Source organism: Butyrivibrio hungatei, from assembly GCF_900101605.1.
Classification (GTDB): domain Bacteria; phylum Bacillota; class Clostridia; order Lachnospirales; family Lachnospiraceae; genus Butyrivibrio; species Butyrivibrio hungatei_B.
The window spans coordinates 161379-179667 of record NZ_FMUR01000004.1; the positions used below are offsets into that span (position 1 = coordinate 161379).

Genomic DNA, 18289 nt, shown 5'->3' on the forward strand with positions numbered 1-18289 from the left:
ACCCTGTCGTAAGTATATTAAACTCCACATGGTTGCTGTTTTTATTTTTTTCAAATTCTATTTCTTCTTTGTTTTACGTTTACCGGTCGACTTGCCGGAAATACTCTTTATCGCCTCCTTCGAGACAATATCACAGATTCGCTCTTCCTCTATCTTTTCGTACTTTTCTTCGATAGCCCGCTCCTGTTCTGCAAGTTCTTTTTCATACTTGAGCTTAAGCTCGTTCAAAAGCTTCCTCTCTTCTTCATTCTGTTTTTCCTTCAAAGCCTCAATCTTTTCTTTGCGCTCCTGTTCCTTCTTTATCTCTTCCTCTTCCTTTATCGCGCGGATTTTTTTCTCCTGCTCGGAATAAGGAACATAGCTGAATATCGCAAGAGTAACAGCTGCAAGCTTAAGTTTCAGAGAGTAGTTTCGCCCGTCAACTTCTTTTCTGACAGCAGAAAGTTTACCCTCATTAAGAAGACCGCTTCCGCCGTAAGAAACATCGTCGCTGTTAAAGACTTCCGTATATCTTCCGTCAGCGGGAACGCCGACTTCAATCTCTCTCTCGATTCCGGCCATATTGGCAACAGCGATGAGCATTTCTTTTTCATCGGAACTCTTCCTTGCAAAAGAGATCATGCACTCATCGGCAGCCATGTTGTTGATCCACTCAAAGCCGTCATTTGAACCGTCTGCCTCGTGAAGCGCCGCCTTATCCTTATAAATCTCATTAAGCTTACTGAGCATATTCTCGATATAAACCGCCTGATCGATTGTAAGCGCATCAGGTTCCATGTATATATGCTTTCTTCCGGGATGCACCATCATATAGCTGAGTGCAAGTCGCAAGTTCGCAAGCTTCTGATAGGAATCGCCGGGCATCATATAATAAAGCCCTTCGAGCCCCTTTTCAAGCTCCTCATGCGTAAATGCAAGAACAAAACGCTCCGTATAACAATAGATCATGCTAAATGTCAATTCATCATGATGTCCTGACCTAAACAGCGGATCGTTTCTCATATAACTAAGGAAATCTCTTGTCCATCCGTTATTCCACTTATAGTCAAATCCAAGCCCGCCGTTATCGACAGAATCGGTAACCTGAGGCCAGCACGCAGTTTCTTTTGTTATCAAAAGAACTCCCGGATTTTTCTTATGAACATTCTCAGTGAGCTGTTTCAAAAACTCAAGTGCCTCAAGATTCTCGTTTCCGCCGTAAATATTAGGCATCCACTCGCCCGGTTTTCTGTCATAATCAAGATAAAGAATCCTTGAAATATCTGATGTTCTAAGCCCGTCAACATGATAATTTTCAATCCAGAAAAGAGCATTTGAGATAAGGAAATTCGTAACCTCTTTTCTTCCGTAGTCAAAGATAAGATCTCCCGACTTAGGACGTATACCCACTCTCGGATCCTCATATTCATACAGAGTCTTTCCGTCAAAATCGCTAAGTCCAAACGATGCCCTCGGGAAAAAAGTCGGAACCCAGTCAAGGATGACCCTGATGCCTTCATTATGCATTGTATTTACAAAGTTCATGAAATCTTCCGCCGTTCCGTTCGACTCATCAAGCGCATAGAAATTGAGAATATGATAAAAATGCTCCGGTACATGCTTCATTACAGGCATAAGCTCAACCGTATCAAAGCCGTGGTTTTTCACATATTCCAGAATGTCGGCAGTGATCTCTTTAAATCCCGTCTTGCCGTTATGCCTGTCGGCAAAAGCTTCGATGGAAATCTCGCAGATAGAAAGAGGACTAATATCCTTATCAAACTTCCTGCGCTGCACCATCCACTTCTGATCCGTCCATGCAATAGACCTCGGCTTATTGATAACGGAAATAATACCGTTTTCGCCCTTTGACTCGGTCGCATAGGGATCGGGCCTCTTAAATACAAGACCGCTCCTTGTCTTTATCTCAAACTGATAACCGTCATTTTCTTTTGCACCGGGAATAAAAATCTCAAAAATACCGATAGGATCAAGCCTTCGCATCTGGCAAAGACGTCCGTCCCAATTATTAAAATCTCCGATAACGCTCACTCTGGCCGCCGAAGGTGCCCAGACCGCAAACTGCGTTCCATTCACGCCTCCGCGTCTCATCGGATGAGCGCCGAGTTTCTCATAGATATGATAATGAATACCACTTCCAAACTTTATAAAATCTTCGCGCTCAAGAAGCGGCTCGAAAGAATAAGGATCGACAATGGTAGTCTCACTGCCGTCAACACCCTTAATGATAAATTTGTATTTAAGTTTTTCGACATAAGGAACGGTCACAGCGTAGAATCCGGCCTCATCGGCAAGCTCCATCTCATATGTCTTCTTCTGATTGTCGACATAAACACTGACAGATAACGCATCTGGAAAAAAAGCCTGAACAAGATAGCTCGAACCCACCTTATGTGCCCCAAGTATCCTGTGAGGATTGTCTCCATCCGAATAGATTATCTCCTCGATTTCCGGCCAATTCATCATCTTGTACAATTTACCGTTCACTTTAATGCCCTCCAAATTAAATACAACATGAATACATTCTATTATATGAAAACACCGATAAATGTGCTTTCCCCAAAAAGTCACTAAGGAAATACTGAATTAATCGGTATTTCCTTAGTTAATTGTATCATAAATTGTACAAAATTTTAAATCGAATGAATAAATAATCCGCTCAAAAGCTTCGGTTCAAACCATGTTGACTTCGGAGGCATAAGCCTTTCTGCGTCAGCCACATCAAAGAGCTCCGATATTGAAGTGGGATACATTGAAAAAGCAAGCTTCATATCCTTGTGGCATCTGTCCTCAAGCTCTTTTAATCCTCTTATTCCACCGACAAAATCGATCCTCTTGTCAGTCCTAGGATCTCCGATACCAAGAATGGGAGAAAGAACTTCATTCTGAAGTACAGAAACATCCAATCCTTCAACGGCATCACTCTTTCTTATATGCTCTTTTGCAACAAGTTTATACCATTCATCTTCAAGATAAAGACCAAACTCGCCCTTACATGAAGGCTTTACGGCTTCATTTGATCTCTCAATATCAAACTTATCTTCGAGCTTATCAAGAAATGCTTCTTTCGTAAGTCCGTTAAGATCTTTTACAACTCTGTTGTAATCCATGATCATAAGCTCATTGTCAGGGAAAAGAACCGAAAGGAAATAATCATACTGCTGCTTTCCTCTTGCCTTGCCGGCATTCTCTTCTCTTTTTCTAAGCCCCACCTTAACGGCAGAAGCACATCTGTGATGTCCGTCGGCAATATAGATGCTGTCTATAGTCGCAAAGATCCTGCAGATAGTCTCAGTCTCTTCAAGATCTGAAATGATCCAAACCCTGTTCTTAACACCGTCATCAGATGTGAAATCGTAAACAGGTTCGTCAACTTCCTTAATCTTTGCAACAAGGTCACTAAGCATCTTGTTGTTTCTGTAGCACAAAAAGATAGGACCTGTCTGCGCTTCGCAAGTATAAACATGCTTGATCCTGTCTTCTTCTTTTTCAGCCCTCGTATTCTCATGCTTCTTGATGACATTGTTAAGATAATCATCTATTGAAGCACAGGCAACAATGCCTGTCTGAGTTCTGCCATTCATTGTCTGCTCGTAAATGTAATAGCAGTTTGTCTCATCCTGCTCAAATACTCCGCTCTCGATCTGTCCCCAGAGCATATCATGTGCCTTCTGATATACTTCAGGTGCATACATATCGTAGTCCTCAGCGAACTGAGTCTCCGGTCTGTCTATAGCAAGAAATGAATCGGGATTTCTTTTCACCTCTTCATAAGCCTCTTTCCTGCTAAAAACATCATAGGGAAGAGCCGAAACTCTTCCCACTTTATCCTTTATTGGTCTATATGCTTTAAAAGGTTTGATGTCTGCCATAATTATGCTTCCTTCTTAACAACTCTGACTCTGATAACACCGTCAATCTTTTCCATCTTCTTAATAAGAGTATCTGATATCTTGTCCTCAAGGTCAATAAGAGTATAAGCAAAATCGCCCTTTGACTTGTTAGTCATATCTGAAATATTATAACCTGCCTCGCCGAGTACTGTTGTAAACTGGCTGATCATATTTGCTACGTTCTTATGGAAAATAGCAATTCTGGGCTTTGTGGCAATTCCCATATCACATCCAGGATAGTTGACCGAGTTATTGATGTTACCGTTCTCAAGATAATCCTTGAGCTCAAGTACAGCCTTAACCGCACAGTTATCCTCAGACTCCTCTGTAGATGCTCCAAGGTGAGGAATTACGATACATCCGTCGTGACCTGCTGTTGTAGGATTCGGGAAGTCTGTTACATACTTACGAATCTTACCTGAGTTGATTCCTGCAAGAACGTCAACTTCGTTGCAGAGAATATCTCTTGCAAGGTTGATAAGGATAACGCCCTTCTTCATCTTAGCGATTGCATCCGCATTGATCATGCCCTTTGTAGAATCAAGTGCAGGTACGTGAACTGTGATGATATCGCACTTTGAATAGATATCATCAACATTTGTTACGTGCTTAACGTCTGAAGAAAGTCTCCAAGCAGCGTCGATTGAAAGATAAGGATCGTATCCGTAAACATCCATACCAAGCTGTCTTGCGGCATTCGCAACTCTGACACCGATAGCGCCAAGTCCGATGATACCAAGCTTCTTTCCGAAGATCTCAGTTCCCGCGAACTTCTTCTTTGACTTCTCTGTGAGCTTTGCAATATCAGGATCGCCTGCATTAGCCTTAACCCACTCAGTTCCACCGATGATATCTCTTGATGCGATAAGCATTGCAGCAAGAACCATCTCTTTTACACCGTTTGCATTTGCACCGGGAGTATTGAATACAACGATACCCTTCTCAGCGCATCTGTCGAGAGGAATATTGTTTACACCGGCACCTGCTCTTGCGATAGCAAGAAGGTTATCTGAAAACTCCATCTCAAGCATATTGGCACTTCTTACAAGTATGCCTTCTGCATCATCAACATTATCTACTGTCTGATACTCATCTGTGAAATTATTAAGACCGATCTTTGCAATCGGGTTCATGCATTTATATTTGTACATATCAGCTGTTCTCCTTTTCAAACTTAGCCATGAATTCTACGAGCTTCTGTACACCCTCGATAGGCATAGCGTTATAGATGCTGGCTCTCATTCCGCCAACAGTTCTGTGTCCCTTAAGGCTTACAAATCCGGCAGCTGTAGCTTCCTTGATGAACTTAGCGTTAAGCTCTTCGCTGTCTGTAACGAAAGGAACGTTCATAAGTGATCTGTCCTCAGGTCTTACTGTTCCCTTGAACATCTTGCTCTGGTCGAGATAATCATAAAGAACCTTAGCCTTAGCTTCGTTTCTCTTCTTCATCTCCTCAAGACCGCCCTGCTCCTTGAGCCACTTGAACACAAGACCGCACATATAAATGCTCCAGCAGTTAGGTGTGTTGTAAAGAGATCCGTTATCAGCCTGAGTCTTCCACTTAAGCATTGTAGGTGTGTAAGCGGGAACATCATCTGTGATGAGGTCTTCTCTGATAATTGCGATAACAAGACCAGCAGGTCCAACGTTCTTCTGAACACCGCCGTAGATAACGCCATACTTTGTTACATCAACAGGCTCTGAAAGGAAGCATGATGATACGTCAGAAACAAGAATATGTCCCTTTGTGTTGGGAAGTGTCTTGAACTTTGTTCCGTAAATTGTATTGTTCTCGCAGATATATACATAGTCAGCATCTTCAGGGATATCAAGATCTGAGCAATCGGGAATATATGAGAAAGTCTTATCCGCACTTGAAGCGACCTCGATAGCCTCACCGTACTTCTGAGCTTCCTGATAAGCCTTCTTAGCCCACTGACCTGTTACGATATAAGCAGCCTTGCCGTTCTTCATAAGGTTAAGAGGAACTGCTGCGAACTGCTGGCTTGCGCCTCCCTGTAAAAAGAGAACCTTGTAATTGTCGGGGATGTTCATAAGATCCCTGATATCCTGTTCTGCAGTCTGTATAACCTCATCAAAAGCCTTTGATCTGTGGCTCATCTCGTTGATAGACATACCACATCCGTTGTAATCAAGCATCTCTGCTGCTGCTTTCTTAAGTACTTCTTCCGGAAGAACTGCAGGACCGGCAGAAAAATTATAAACTCTAGACATTTCTTTTGTCCTCCTATAGACGATTTAATAATTTAATTCGCTAAAATAACTCATAAAAATTATTCTATACACAATTTCAAAAATGTCAAGAATGCCATTCCATAATGCGTGTTATTTTATTTTTTTATCAGTCAAGGGGACGGTTCTTTTGACATGTTTTCCGGCCACGTGAACAAGTCACAGAGACTGTTCTTTTCGCCTTTTGTGCAAATAAAAAAGAACATAAATCAACCAACATAATTGATGATTAATCTTGTTCATTTTTTGAAAAAAACATTATAAACCACTCCTTCTTTTTAATATTTTTTGTAAATAATTCTTAAGAAGAAGAATATTTCTTTTTAAAAAATAATGCTTTCTATTCTCAGATTTAAAAATCACAACTCAAAGAATACAATTCCACGATTTTACTTCCGGCCCCTCCAACAATTAACTCTCACTTTCTATTTTACGCATGGTATCTTCTAAAACAGCCTCTCTCAGCTCCGTGAGCCAAGATGAAAATGCCACGGTATCGAAAGCATAAGTTTTATTTAGTTCAAACTCATTTTCAGACCAGGTGTCAAGAGGCGATTCATTATGCTGGATCAAAGCTTCAAGCTTATCAAGCGCCTTATATAGCTTCGCTTCCTTAGTTTCCTGTGCATCCATTTCTTTATACAGATCAGCAAAATCTCCGGATAATTTCTCAGGCAAAGATCTGACCCATTGAATCAAAAGAGAATCTTCAACTTCTCTATCTGCATCACTCTTTATGAAAGTCGGAATATCACCGGTAAAACATTCGCCAAGATCATGAATAAGGCACATATCAACAACCCTATTTATGTCTATATCCGGAAACTCATGTCTTAAAAGAAAAGCCATCAGAGATATTCTCCAACTATGCTCTGCCACACTTTCCGTCCTTTGCTTTGTTGTCGTGCAATGTCTCGGTGTATCTTTTAACCTCTCTGCAACATGCAATATTTCCAGGTAGTCTCTCGGATTCATATTTCCTCCCTCAACTTAACATAATCACGAACTATCTCAAGCCCGCCCATCGGCACGCAAAACTTCTCATCTCTTTGCGGCAAGCAAGCCTGATATTCTTGCATCCATTTTTTCGAACCACCCATATATGAGCCGTTCTATGCCTAATTCCGTCAGCGTGAGCCTGTGATCTGGTTACTGTCCCGCCTGCAGGCTGCCCGTTTTCGTCTACGATGTCAAAGATTTATTCTGTCATATCACTCCCATTTTTTCCACACATCCGGCTGATAGCCAACTGTTGACTGCTTTCCGTTTCTTACCACCGGAGTCTTGATTATCTGCTGCGACTCAAGCAGTTTCTCAAGCTTGTCTTCATCAGCAATATACTGAAACAACGCAACCGCATCTTTATCTTTTGCATCAGGATTCACCAAATTTGCAATCCCGCCATTGGCTGAAGCAACAGATGTAAGCTCACCCTTGCTCATGCCTTTTTCTTTCATATCAATAAACTGATACTTTATGCCACGCTCCTTGAAAAAGCGCTCTGCTTTCTTTGTATCGTTGCACTTCTTCGTCCCAAAAATCTGTATATTCATTTATTCCACTCTTTCTGCATTTAATAATGATTAGGAATTGTATATTCTATATTCTTTTTCCAACTTGTGATGTCTCATAATCATAAAAGGCAACGGAACCACAATTCCTCCAAACGAAAATATAAATTCCAGCATTCCATTGGGCATAATATATCCCATCAAGAAGCAAAGTTCTATGCATATTCCATACGCAACCCAGATTGTACCATGCTTTTTATTCCACTGAATCACATCAGAGATTTCTTCTTTTTTTGGCGGTTCCGTAACATTATAAAATCCAACAGGATTATCTTTTCTATTAAGCTGGCAAATACCGATAATGATCATAATTCCGGCCACAATCGATACAACAACCAATCCAATGATCATACCTACATCCATACAAAACACCTGCACTTTCAGTTATATATCGAAACTTATAAAACCCATATATCCGGATTTATCCTTTCCCAACAAGGTTAGCATATAATTCTTTTCTATTATAGCCTTAAATATCTTCGATTGTATATAACTTACCCATTACCAACTTGCGTAAAAGAAAAAATGTCAAACGAACCGTCCCCTTGTCACCCCTGCCAATGAAAAAAGCCAAAAGAACCGTCCCTTGACATGTGTCAAATGAACCGTCCCTCTGGCTTCTATGACTTTTATCTGTAATATACGATTACCGGAGTTTTGCTCTTTGTTGCATTCCATAAGCGTTCAGCAACATCCGGTGGACAGTTAATGCATCCGTGCGATCCGTTATGCTTGTAGATATCGCCTCCGAATTCATGCTTCCAATATGCGTCATGAATACCGATTCCGGCATTATTAAGTCTCATCCAATAATGCACGAGAGTCTCGTAATCATCACCGCGAAGCGTCTTTTCTCTCTGCTTGTCATAAGCACGATAGTATCCGCTCGGGGTTCCGCATCCCTTAGACATATCACCGGTAACAACATCTGTTTCGATAGCGACTTCTCCGTCCACATAGTAATACAGATGCTGATTGGAAACATCCACTTCAATATATGTCTTACCAAGATCCTTCTTGGCGTCGATACAATCAACTTTCTTTTCGTTGGTAAGTTCCCTTATTTCTTCGCCGGTATCATCCTGATTTTCATTATCTCCGTCGTCCTTCTTTTCATCCTTCTTGTCGTCTTTCTTCTCATCCTTCTTAAGTTCTCCGGGATTTGAAGAAAAAACCTTCTTAAGGTAATTATACTCAGCGACGTTATCAAATATCTTCGGATTACCCGCGCGATTATTCTTGGGAACCATTATCATCTCGACGTCCTCGCCGTTCTTGTACCGTTCAAGAGCGTCCGCGGTATAACCTGCTTTAACCATCTTGTAAAAGAAATCATAGATCCTGGCTTCAGAAATCAAAGGATCGCCATTCTGAGTAACCACGAATCCCTGAAGATTACGAACATCCGAAAGGCCCACTTCGGAATTTCCGGCAATATAACGGCCGCGTCCCGGATTATCGTAATCATAATCTTCCGTTCCTTCCTTCATTTCCTCGTTGGTAAGAAGAAATTTACTTGCGGTTCCGTCCTTCAAAGGAATCTTCTTATTTCCATACAAATAAGTAATGTTACAGTTTATAACCGGTTCAATCTTTGAATAAAGATCGATAACCTCCTGCTGAGTTGCATTTGGTTTTATGGGGCCGTAACAATCCTCATAATCCTTAGACGAAAGATCGATGTCAGACGCGGCATTAAGCGCAGCCACATCTACAGCATCAATGATACTTTCCTTATTGGGAACCGACAAAAGTTCGTTTTTCAGTTCATACCCCTTTTCCGTTTTGACAATGGAAACATCAAGCGTATCCTGAGGTACAAATATTTCCCAATCACCGACTATCTTTGCAAGCTTTTTTTCATCACAGGAAATATCGGGCTCAACCTGACCGGTCAGCCCTTTAAATATATATATCCCCCATGACAAAGCATTCTGATTCTTAATGAACTCTTTGAGCGCTTCCGTATAATCTATCTTAAAATCCATTTCCTTAGCGCTGACAAAAAGTGTTGCTCCACTCTGATCCTTTATGGTTATTCCTTTGTAATCAAACTTATTGCAAAGCTCGGAATTTACCTGATCCACGCTCTTTCCCGTGCAATACACTCCGTTAACCCAAGTGCAGCAAGGGAAACCTTTACTATAAAAGTAACCAATGATCAGATACAGCACAATCAAACCGGCAAAAGCCGGAACTGCAATTCGCACGATTAATTTAGTTTTATCTTTCATTCACTCTCTCGTATTCCTTAAGCAATCCGTCTGCCAAAAAATCGATTGCTCAGACAGAAAGCTAGTATGGGTAAGTCACATTGCTTCTGTAATAAACAATTACAGGCGTCTGTTCCTTAACGTTTTCATATAGAAGACGAGCTATGTAAGGAGGGCAATTTATGCATCCGTGCGAACCAGATTCGAGATACATATCACCTCCAAACGATTCCTGCCACCATGCATCATGTATACCTACTCCCGTATCGGTCAAACGCATCCAGTATTCGACCGGACATTCATAGTCCTCTCCTACCAATACCTTATTTCTTTGCTTATCATATACATGGAAAAGACCTGCCGGAGTTCCGTGACCTCCGTACATAGTTCCCGATACGATCAACGTATCTATATATACCTCTCCATTTCTATAATAATACAAGTGTTGGTTTGCTATATCAAGTTCTATATATGTTCCGCCAAGCGTCTTCTTGGCATTAAAGAAATCAACTTTCTTGGGGTTCGTAAGATTTCTGGTTTCTTCCTGTTCATACGATCCCGAAAGAAAAGCTTCCTTCAAATGTTTATATTCGGCATTATGGTCAAATATAAAGGTACTTCCTTTTCTGTCTTTACTACAGATTATCTCGACATCTTCACCGTTCTGATACCTTTTAAGCATAGTAGCCGTGTCGCATAATTTCTGCTTCTGGTAAAAGAAATCATAAAGTCTTGCTTCCGATATAAGTGGCTCATTGTCCGAAGTAACCGCAAAGCCTTCAAGGTCACGAACACTGTCGCCGGAAATACCCACTTCATTACTGCCTGAAATAAATCTACCCAGCCCGGGATTTTCATAGTCATAAGTGTCTCCCGAAAGCTGATCGTAAGTCAAAAGAAATCCGTTAACAACCTCGCCCTTAAGCGGAATTGTCTGGTTTCCAAACTGATATGTAATGCCGCAATTAAGGATTCGCTGTAACTTTCCATAAAAATCAACAATAGTCTGCTGTTCCTCCGTAAGCGTAACAGGTTCATAGCAGTCGTCATAAAGTTCGGAAGAAAGATCCAGCTCACTTTGCAACCTCGTAGCTGCGCTTCCTACAGTCTGAGCAATGTTTTCCTTTATGGGAGTGCACAAAAGAGTATTCTTAAGTTCATACCCATTCTCCGTATTAACAATGGAAACATCCCTGGTTTCATCAGGAACAAATATATCCCAGCCTGCGATTATATTTTCAAGTTTGTCCTCATCAACACTGATACGTGGCTGTACTGAGCCCGTCAGTCCTTTAAAAACATATACTCCCCATGATAAAGCATTCTGTTCAGAAATAAACTTATTGAGGTCTTCGGTATAATCCACTGTAAATCCAAGGTCCTCAGCACTGATAAACAATGAAGATCCATTTCTGTCAATAACATTTATTCCCTGATACTTAATTGTTTCACATAGTTCGGAATTTACCTCCGCAACACTTTTACCCGTACATTTAATGCCGTTTACTTTAGCTGCGCATGGAAATCCTTTGCTGTAGTAGTACCCGATGATCAGATAAAGCACTACCAACCCCGAAATAATCAGGAGCACAATGCGCCCGATTAATTTTGTCCGTACATTCATTTACTCTCTTTCCCCAAAACATAATTACTTCTCCCCTTCAATATCGCTCGCGTCAAAAGCTTCACTTATAGAAGCTCCTGCAGGTACCATCGGAAATACCTTATCATCCTCTTCAATAACACAATCAAGGACAACAGGTACTTTTGAACCTAACGCCTTCTTAAGAGCAGGTTCTACTTCCTCCTTCTTGGTAATTCTGACAGCCTCACAACCAAGTGCTTTAGCTACCATACAGTAGTCAACCTTATCTTCGAATACCGTCTGAGAATAATGCTTTTCATAAAACAGTGTCTGCCACTGTCTTACCATTCCCAGAACTCTATTGTTAATGATGATCTCAACAATCGGAAGGCCATAGCCCGATGCAGTCGCAAGCTCCTGCATATTCATCCTGAAGCATCCGTCTCCGGTAATATTTACGCAGACCTTATCAGGATTTCCAACCTTTGCACCAATACATGCTCCAAGTCCGTAACCCATAGTTCCAAGGCCACCTGATGTAAGGAACGTTCTCGGCTTTCTGAACTTATAATACTGGGCTGTCCACATCTGATGCTGTCCTACATCAGTTGAAATAATGGCATCGCCCTGCGTAAGTTTGTAAAGCGTCTCGATAATATACGGACAGGTAAGTTTATCCGTCTGATAGCTCAGAGGAAATTTTTCCTTGTATCCGTTTATCTTTTCCTTCCACTCGGTATGATCCATCTGATCAAGTTTTGCATTTATCTCAGAAAGAACTTCCTTAAGATCTCCGACTATGGAATAACTTGTTCTGATATTCTTATTGATCTCAGCGGCGTCGATATCTATCTGAAGAATCTTCGCTTTTGATGCAAAAGTCTTAGTGTTTCCGGTTACTCTGTCAGAAAATCTGGCACCTAATGTAACCAGAAGGTCGCACTCACTTACGCCGTAATTAGAAGCTTTTGTACCATGCATACCTATCATGCCGGTATAAAGGGGATGTGTACCGTCAAAAGCACCCTTTCCCATAAGTGTGTCGCAGACCGGACAATCAAACTTCTCGGCAAATTCCAATACCTCTTTGGAAGCGCCCGAGATAATAGCACCACCTCCCACATAAATGAAAGGTCTTTTTGCCGCTTTTAACATTTTGATTGTTACATTAATGTTATCATCAGTATATGTCTTTATCGCCGATTTGTCAGCAACTTTTTTAATTTTTTTAAATTCACAGCTTTTTGCTGTTACATCTTTTGTAATATCTACGATAACAGGCCCCGGTCTTCCGGTGCTTGCTATCTTAAATGCTTTCCTCAGAGTATCAGCCAGTTCTCTTACATCTTTAACGATATAACCGTGCTTTGTGATAGGCATGGTTATTCCGGCAATGTCGGCTTCCTGGAAAGTATCTTTTCCCAAAAGAGGAAGATTTACATTACAGGTAATCGCAACCATCGGAACAGAATCCATATATGCCGTGGCAATACCGGTTACAAGATTTGTTGCTCCTGGGCCGCTTGTTGCAAAACATACGCCCACTTTGCCCGTAGATCTTGCATATCCGTCGGCAGCATGTGCAGCACCCTGCTCATGAGAAGTCCTGATATGAAGGAAATCATCACTCTGTTTGTAAAGTTCATCATATATATTGAGAATACTTCCGCCGGGATAACCGAATATGGTATCGACTCCCTGCTCTTTAAGACACTCTAAAACTATCTGTGACCCGTTTAACTGCATTTTATATGTACCATCCTATATGATTTATTCAAATTATTTTGAAGTTCCGGGAATCTCAAGGATTGCTCCTCTGTTTCCGCTTGTAACAAGTTCTCTGTATCTTGCAAGATACCCCGTCGTAACCTTGGGCTCTCTGGGCTGCCATTTTTCTTTTCTCTTTGCAAGCTCTTCGTCAGAAACCTTAACATTAAGTGCGTTGTTTGGAATATCTATACTGATGATATCGCCTTCTTCAATAAGCGCGATAGGTCCACCAACGGCCGCTTCGGGAGAAACATGTCCGATAGATGCTCCTCTGCTGGCTCCGGAGAATCTTCCGTCTGTGATAAGTGCTACAGACGATCCAAGTCCTCTTCCTGCAATAGCCGATGTGGGATTGAGCATCTCTCTCATTCCGGGGCCACCCTTAGGTCCTTCGTATCTGATAACAACAACATCCCCCGCAACTATCTTACCTGTAAGGATTGCTTCAATAGCATCTTCCTCGCAGTCAAATACTCTGGCAGGTCCCTCATGAACAAGCATCTCAGGAACAACCGCAGACTTCTTAACAACGCCTGTATCGGGAGCGATGTTACCCTTAAGTACAGCGATTCCGCCCGACTGCATGTAAGGATTCTCGATAGGTCTGATAACTTCGGGATTAAGATTCTTTACACCCTCAAGATTTTCCTTGATTGTCTTACCTGTAACCGTAATAAGGTCCGTATTGATAAGGTCCTTTTTAACAAGCTCTGACATAACAGCAAGCACACCACCTGCCTCATTAAGATCTTCCATATATGTGGGACCTGCAGGTGCAAGGTGGCAAAGATTCGGTGTTCTGCTTGATACTTCATTTGCAATCTCCATATCAAGATCCACACCTGCTTCATGTGCGATTGCAGGAAGATGAAGCATCGTATTTGTGGAACATCCAAGAGCCATATCCATAGCCATGGCATTCATAAATGCCTCTTTTGTCATGATATCTCTGGGTCTGATATTCTTCTCTATAAGATTCATTACCGCATAGCCCGCATGCTTGGCAAGTCTGATACGTGCGGAATATACGGCGGGAATTGTTCCGTTTCCGGGAAGTCCCATTCCGATTGCTTCTGTAAGACAGTTCATTGAGTTTGCTGTATACATACCCGAACATGAACCACAGGTAGGACAAGCCTTCTCTTCATATTCACAAAGCTTCTCGTTAGTCATCTTTCCTGCAGAAACACTTCCGACAGCCTCAAACATAGAAGAAAGTGAAGTCTTGTGTCCATCTACTCTTCCTGCCATCATAGGGCCGCCTGATACAAATACTGTAGGGATATTAACCCTTGCAGCAGCCATGAGAAGACCGGGAACATTCTTGTCGCAGTTGGGAATGCATACCATTCCGTCAAAAGCATGTGCCTTTGCAAGACACTCTGTGCTGTCCGCGATAAGGTCTCTTGTTACAAGAGAATATTTCATTCCGATGTGTCCCATTGCGATACCGTCACATACAGCAATAGCGGGAACAACAACAGGCATACCGCCCGCTTCTGCTACCGCAAGTTTTACAGCTTCCGTGATCTTATCAAGATTCATGTGTCCGGGAACTATTTCATTAAAAGAACTAACAATTCCAATAAGAGGTTTTCTTCTCTCTTCTTCTGTAAATCCAAGAGCATTAAACAAACTTCTGTGAGGAGCCTGCTGAACGCCCTCCATAACTCTGTCACTGTTCATAGCCATAATCTTTTCTCCTTTTACTTAGTATATAAAATAAATTTGTCATTTTCGTATCTTACGTGCATCGAAGATAAATAATCCCAATCAATCGTCCTGTATGTCTGATAGAATTTCCAAAGATCGTCTCCGTTATAATTCGGATTGAACATATTCTTATCAAGCAGTACGCAATCGGCACCTTTAACATCCGTCTTGTTGCAATCAATATTCCATCCAAACTTAAGAAGATATTGCTGATCGCAATCCAGCACTGCAATGCTTTGCCTCTTTGTCACTTCAGCGACATAAAGCGTATTAAACACATTATTTTCTCTTTCAGCTATCTGACAACTAAATCCCGGGTCAAAAAATCTGAAAATAAAAAGAATCACTATTACAATAACCGGGATATATACTCCGATACCCGAATACCATTTATCGCCCTTTTCCACCGTCTCGATCTCTTCATGAGACTTAACGCCCTCAACACCTTTTGCGCTGAGTTTCCTCCGGTTATAAAGCCTTATACTCACATTTATGAGTCTTTCAAGCGCCGTACAGACGCACAAGACGATAACAAATGCGATATAACCAAAAACGCGAAGATATGGCAATGTACGGAGCGAAAGCAAAACAATGCCAAGAAACATCAGGTTTACGATAACAACAAGATTGATTACCGTCCTGCTGTACTCAAAATGCTTAAAGCATTCATAAAACAAACATCCCAGACTGATAAGCAGGAATAATAGTGTCATAATGCTAAACTTCGGCACCAAAGAATTCAGAAGGCTCATAAACCATGACCAGATTCTGTGTCCGAAAACCGGCAAAGAAAGCTTCTGAATATATGAATGGGATATCATATATCTCATCCCCGTCAGGATAGCTTTATGAGGTGCTTTCATAATAACACTAAAATGAGATAATTCAAAAAATCCGGAATTTTCCGAAGTCACAAGTATGTTCGAACCGATTGCGAGCCATATTATCATATACAACAATATGACGATCGTCATGGAAACCACCGCGGTATCCAAAAGTTTACGGAGTTTACCGTAATAGATATTCTCGGAAATCGAACTGTATACACCCTTACTTCTCATCGCATTGATAAAAAGAAATATCGCACCCGAAGCCCAAACCGGCACTACCCAGTAGATGCTGCTCGGAACAATATACATTCCAAGGACCAGAGTTCCTCCGAACAAAAAATAATACGACTTCTTTTCGGTTCCGAGCCTGCAAATATAACCGATATAATATATCGAAAGTAAAAAGCAGGTCGTAGCGAGTGTATATCCTCTTCCGAGAACGCTGTAATCATTTACTATCTGCATCGATGCATAAAGAACCACAGCTCCGAACGGTATCGCATGCGAATAATATTTTCTGCATATCCTGTAAACCAGAATAAGATTTGCAATAGCCGCAACATACGACACACCCCTTAGTGCAATATAAGAATTACCAAAGCGGTAAAGCATCGAAGACAGTATCGAATAACCCACATGATTATTCGGAAGAGGCCAATGTACCGCTGAATACAAAGGCCCTTTCGAAATAAAATAATAAAATGTGTACAGTTCGTCGTAATTCGGAGATATCGCGAACATTCTCCACAGATAGTAAGAAGCCATCGCAATAACAAAAAGCGTAACTGCCATTCCTTCGGGGCTTTTCGGAAGAAGCTCATTTATTTTCTTTTCAGTTTTAGCAATTGCTGATACGCTCAACCAATAAGTCTCCCATCATGCGACAACCGACGAGTTTAAAGTTATCTTCCCCGCCCTTAGGCATAAGATCCGTTGTCCTGTAACCGTCTTCCAAAACCTTGCGAACGGCATTTTCTATAGCATCCGCTTCCTTATCAAGGTTAAAGGAATATCTGAGCATCATTGCTGCAGAAAGCACGGTAGCAATAGGATTAGCAATATCTTTTCCCGCAATATCAGGGGCGCTTCCGTGACTGGGCTCGTACAATCCAAAGCTTGTATCATTAAGTGAAGCACTGGGAAGCATTCCGATAGATCCCGTGATCATACTTGCTTCGTCCGAAAGAATATCACCGAACATGTTCTCGGTAAGAACGACATCAAACTGTGTAGGCTCCTTTACAAGCTGCATTGCGCAGTTATCTACGAGCATATGCTCAAGTGTTACATCGGGATAATCCTTCTTTACTTCCTCAACAACTTTTCTCCAAAGTCTTGAAGAATCAAGAACGTTTGCTTTATCTACGCTTATAACGCTCTTTCTGCGCTTTCTTGCAACATCAAAAGCTCTTATTGCAATCCTTCTGATCTCACTCTCTTTATAAACAAGAGTATCTGTCGCAACCTGCTCACCGTTCTCTTCCTTTGTCCATCTCTCGCCAAAGTAAAGACCGCCTGTAAGCTCTCTCATAATAAGCATATCAAAACCTTTATCCGCAACAGCTTCTTTTAAAGGACAAGCATCCTTAAGCTGAGGATAAAGATATGCAGGTCTTAAGTTGGCAAAAAGATTAAGTGATTTTCTGAGCTTCAAAAGACCTGCTTCAGGTCTGAGTGAAGGCTCAAGTTTATACCATGGGGATGTTGATGTATTTCCGCCGATTGATCCCATAAGTACGGCATCGGCAGCCTTTGCATCTTCAATAGCCTCATCAGTAAGAGGCACACCGTGAACATCTATTGAGCAACCGCCCATCAGAATATCCTTATATTCAATGGAGTGTCCAAATTCCGAAGCAACTTTATCAAGTACTTTCTTTGCTTCCGTAACAATTTCAGGTCCTATTCCGTCACCAGGAATACATGTAATATTAAGCTTCATACCCGTATCTCTTTTCTATAATGTATTTTTTAAGTCATAATTTAATGATTTTCATCTCATTATGCAATAAAGCCCGATTGAGTGCGCAAGCACCAATCAGGCTTAACAGAATCAAAATTTAATTACTTTTTCTTTGAATTCTTTGAATCCTTGGTGCTATCGTTTGAAGAAGCGATTGCGTCCTCGGGCTTCTCAACTTCAACAATTGCATCCTTAACCATGGGGATACGACAATTCTTATTGTTACCAAACTCTACAATAACCATATCGTCGTTGATGTCAATGATAGTTCCGATAAAACCACCTGTGGTTCTTACGCTGTCACCTACAGCCAATGCAGCCAATACCTGCGCTTTCTGCTTACGCTCTTTACTGTTGGGACGAACAAGCAGGAAATAGAACACTGCCATTACCACAGCATAAAAAAGTAATGTCGGTACAATTGCAGAACCTGCAGAAACAGGCTCTGTTGCTGCTTCAGTAAAATATAATAACATAACATCCTCCAAAAACTTATTC

At 41.4% G+C, this 18289-nt stretch carries 14 protein-coding genes; all 14 read right to left on the reverse strand.

Annotation, left to right across the window (positions count from 1 at the left end):
- Positions 1-57: 57 nt before the first annotated feature.
- The 14 genes from glgB to yajC all read right to left on the reverse strand — a co-directional run bounded on the left by glgB (position 58) and on the right by yajC (position 18267).
- Positions 58-2487 carry a 1,4-alpha-glucan branching protein GlgB gene (gene glgB / locus BLP87_RS02570; protein ID WP_074461301.1) on the reverse strand — a complete coding sequence of 810 codons (2430 nt, stop codon included), beginning with the start codon at positions 2485-2487 and terminating at the stop codon, positions 58-60.
- Between the two features lie 146 nt (positions 2488-2633).
- Entirely contained in the window at positions 2634-3872 is a 1239-nt protein-coding gene (locus BLP87_RS02575) for a DUF1015 domain-containing protein (protein WP_074461302.1), read from the reverse strand.
- Positions 3873-3874: 2 nt separating this feature from the next.
- Positions 3875-5044 carry a phosphoglycerate dehydrogenase gene (locus tag BLP87_RS02580; RefSeq protein WP_026654718.1) on the reverse strand — a complete coding sequence of 390 codons (1170 nt, stop codon included), beginning with the start codon at positions 5042-5044 and terminating at the stop codon, positions 3875-3877.
- Position 5045: 1 nt separating this feature from the next.
- Positions 5046-6128, reverse strand: coding sequence for a 3-phosphoserine/phosphohydroxythreonine transaminase (gene serC / locus BLP87_RS02585; protein WP_074461303.1), 1083 nt, complete (start codon positions 6126-6128; stop codon positions 5046-5048).
- 429 nt (positions 6129-6557) lie between these two features.
- Positions 6558-7121 carry an HD domain-containing protein gene (locus tag BLP87_RS02590; protein ID WP_074461304.1) on the reverse strand — a complete coding sequence of 188 codons (564 nt, stop codon included), beginning with the start codon at positions 7119-7121 and terminating at the stop codon, positions 6558-6560.
- 236 nt (positions 7122-7357) lie between these two features.
- Positions 7358-7699 (reverse strand): arsenate reductase family protein, encoded by a 342-nt coding sequence (locus BLP87_RS02595; RefSeq protein ID WP_074461305.1) that lies wholly within the window; start codon positions 7697-7699, stop codon positions 7358-7360.
- 30 nt (positions 7700-7729) lie between these two features.
- Positions 7730-8080 carry a hypothetical protein gene (locus BLP87_RS02600; protein ID WP_074461306.1) on the reverse strand — a complete coding sequence of 117 codons (351 nt, stop codon included), beginning with the start codon at positions 8078-8080 and terminating at the stop codon, positions 7730-7732.
- 266 nt (positions 8081-8346) lie between these two features.
- Positions 8347-9951: a L,D-transpeptidase gene (locus BLP87_RS02605; protein WP_074461307.1), complete on the reverse strand. Its 1605-nt coding sequence runs from the start codon at positions 9949-9951 to the stop codon at positions 8347-8349.
- A gap of 61 nt (positions 9952-10012) precedes the next feature.
- Positions 10013-11554 (reverse strand): L,D-transpeptidase, encoded by a 1542-nt coding sequence (locus BLP87_RS02610; RefSeq protein WP_074461308.1) that lies wholly within the window; start codon positions 11552-11554, stop codon positions 10013-10015.
- Positions 11555-11578: 24 nt separating this feature from the next.
- Positions 11579-13261, reverse strand: a complete 1683-nt coding sequence (gene ilvB / locus BLP87_RS02615) for a biosynthetic-type acetolactate synthase large subunit (RefSeq protein ID WP_074461309.1) — start codon at positions 13259-13261, stop codon at positions 11579-11581.
- A gap of 33 nt (positions 13262-13294) precedes the next feature.
- Positions 13295-14971, reverse strand: a complete 1677-nt coding sequence (ilvD, locus tag BLP87_RS02620) for a dihydroxy-acid dehydratase (RefSeq protein ID WP_074461503.1) — start codon at positions 14969-14971, stop codon at positions 13295-13297.
- 20 nt (positions 14972-14991) lie between these two features.
- A complete protein-coding gene (locus BLP87_RS02625) occupies positions 14992-16689 on the reverse strand; it encodes an ArnT family glycosyltransferase (RefSeq protein ID WP_074461310.1) in 1698 nt (565 codons plus the stop codon).
- On the reverse strand, positions 16667-17770 hold the full coding sequence (gene leuB, locus BLP87_RS02630) for a 3-isopropylmalate dehydrogenase (RefSeq protein ID WP_074461311.1): 1104 nt from the start codon (positions 17768-17770) through the stop codon (positions 16667-16669). Before leuB ends, BLP87_RS02625 begins: the two co-directional genes overlap by 23 nt.
- 122 nt (positions 17771-17892) lie before the next feature.
- Positions 17893-18267, reverse strand: coding sequence for a preprotein translocase subunit YajC (gene yajC / locus BLP87_RS02635; protein WP_026654709.1), 375 nt, complete (start codon positions 18265-18267; stop codon positions 17893-17895).
- Between the last annotated feature and the right edge of the window lie 22 nt (positions 18268-18289).

Excerpts from the sequence above, each read along its gene's own strand:
- BLP87_RS02575 (WP_074461302.1), bottom strand. The coding sequence starts at position 3,872 with ATGGCAGACATCAAACCTTTTAAAGCATATAGACCAATAAAGGATAAA.
- BLP87_RS02580 (WP_026654718.1), bottom strand. The coding sequence starts at position 5,044 with ATGTACAAATATAAATGCATGAACCCGATTGCAAAGATCGGTCTTAAT.
- serC (WP_074461303.1), bottom strand. The coding sequence starts at position 6,128 with ATGTCTAGAGTTTATAATTTTTCTGCCGGTCCTGCAGTTCTTCCGGAA.
- BLP87_RS02590 (WP_074461304.1), bottom strand. The coding sequence starts at position 7,121 with ATGAATCCGAGAGACTACCTGGAAATATTGCATGTTGCAGAGAGGTTA.
- BLP87_RS02595 (WP_074461305.1), bottom strand. The coding sequence starts at position 7,699 with ATGAATATACAGATTTTTGGGACGAAGAAGTGCAACGATACAAAGAAA.
- BLP87_RS02600 (WP_074461306.1), bottom strand. The coding sequence starts at position 8,080 with ATGGATGTAGGTATGATCATTGGATTGGTTGTTGTATCGATTGTGGCC.
- BLP87_RS02605 (WP_074461307.1), bottom strand. The coding sequence starts at position 9,951 with ATGAAAGATAAAACTAAATTAATCGTGCGAATTGCAGTTCCGGCTTTT.
- BLP87_RS02610 (WP_074461308.1), bottom strand. The coding sequence starts at position 11,554 with ATGAATGTACGGACAAAATTAATCGGGCGCATTGTGCTCCTGATTATT.
- ilvB (WP_074461309.1), bottom strand. The coding sequence starts at position 13,261 with ATGCAGTTAAACGGGTCACAGATAGTTTTAGAGTGTCTTAAAGAGCAG.
- ilvD (WP_074461503.1), bottom strand. The coding sequence starts at position 14,971 with ATGAACAGTGACAGAGTTATGGAGGGCGTTCAGCAGGCTCCTCACAGA.
- leuB (WP_074461311.1), bottom strand. The coding sequence starts at position 17,770 with ATGAAGCTTAATATTACATGTATTCCTGGTGACGGAATAGGACCTGAA.
- yajC (WP_026654709.1), bottom strand. The coding sequence starts at position 18,267 with ATGTTATTATATTTTACTGAAGCAGCAACAGAGCCTGTTTCTGCAGGT.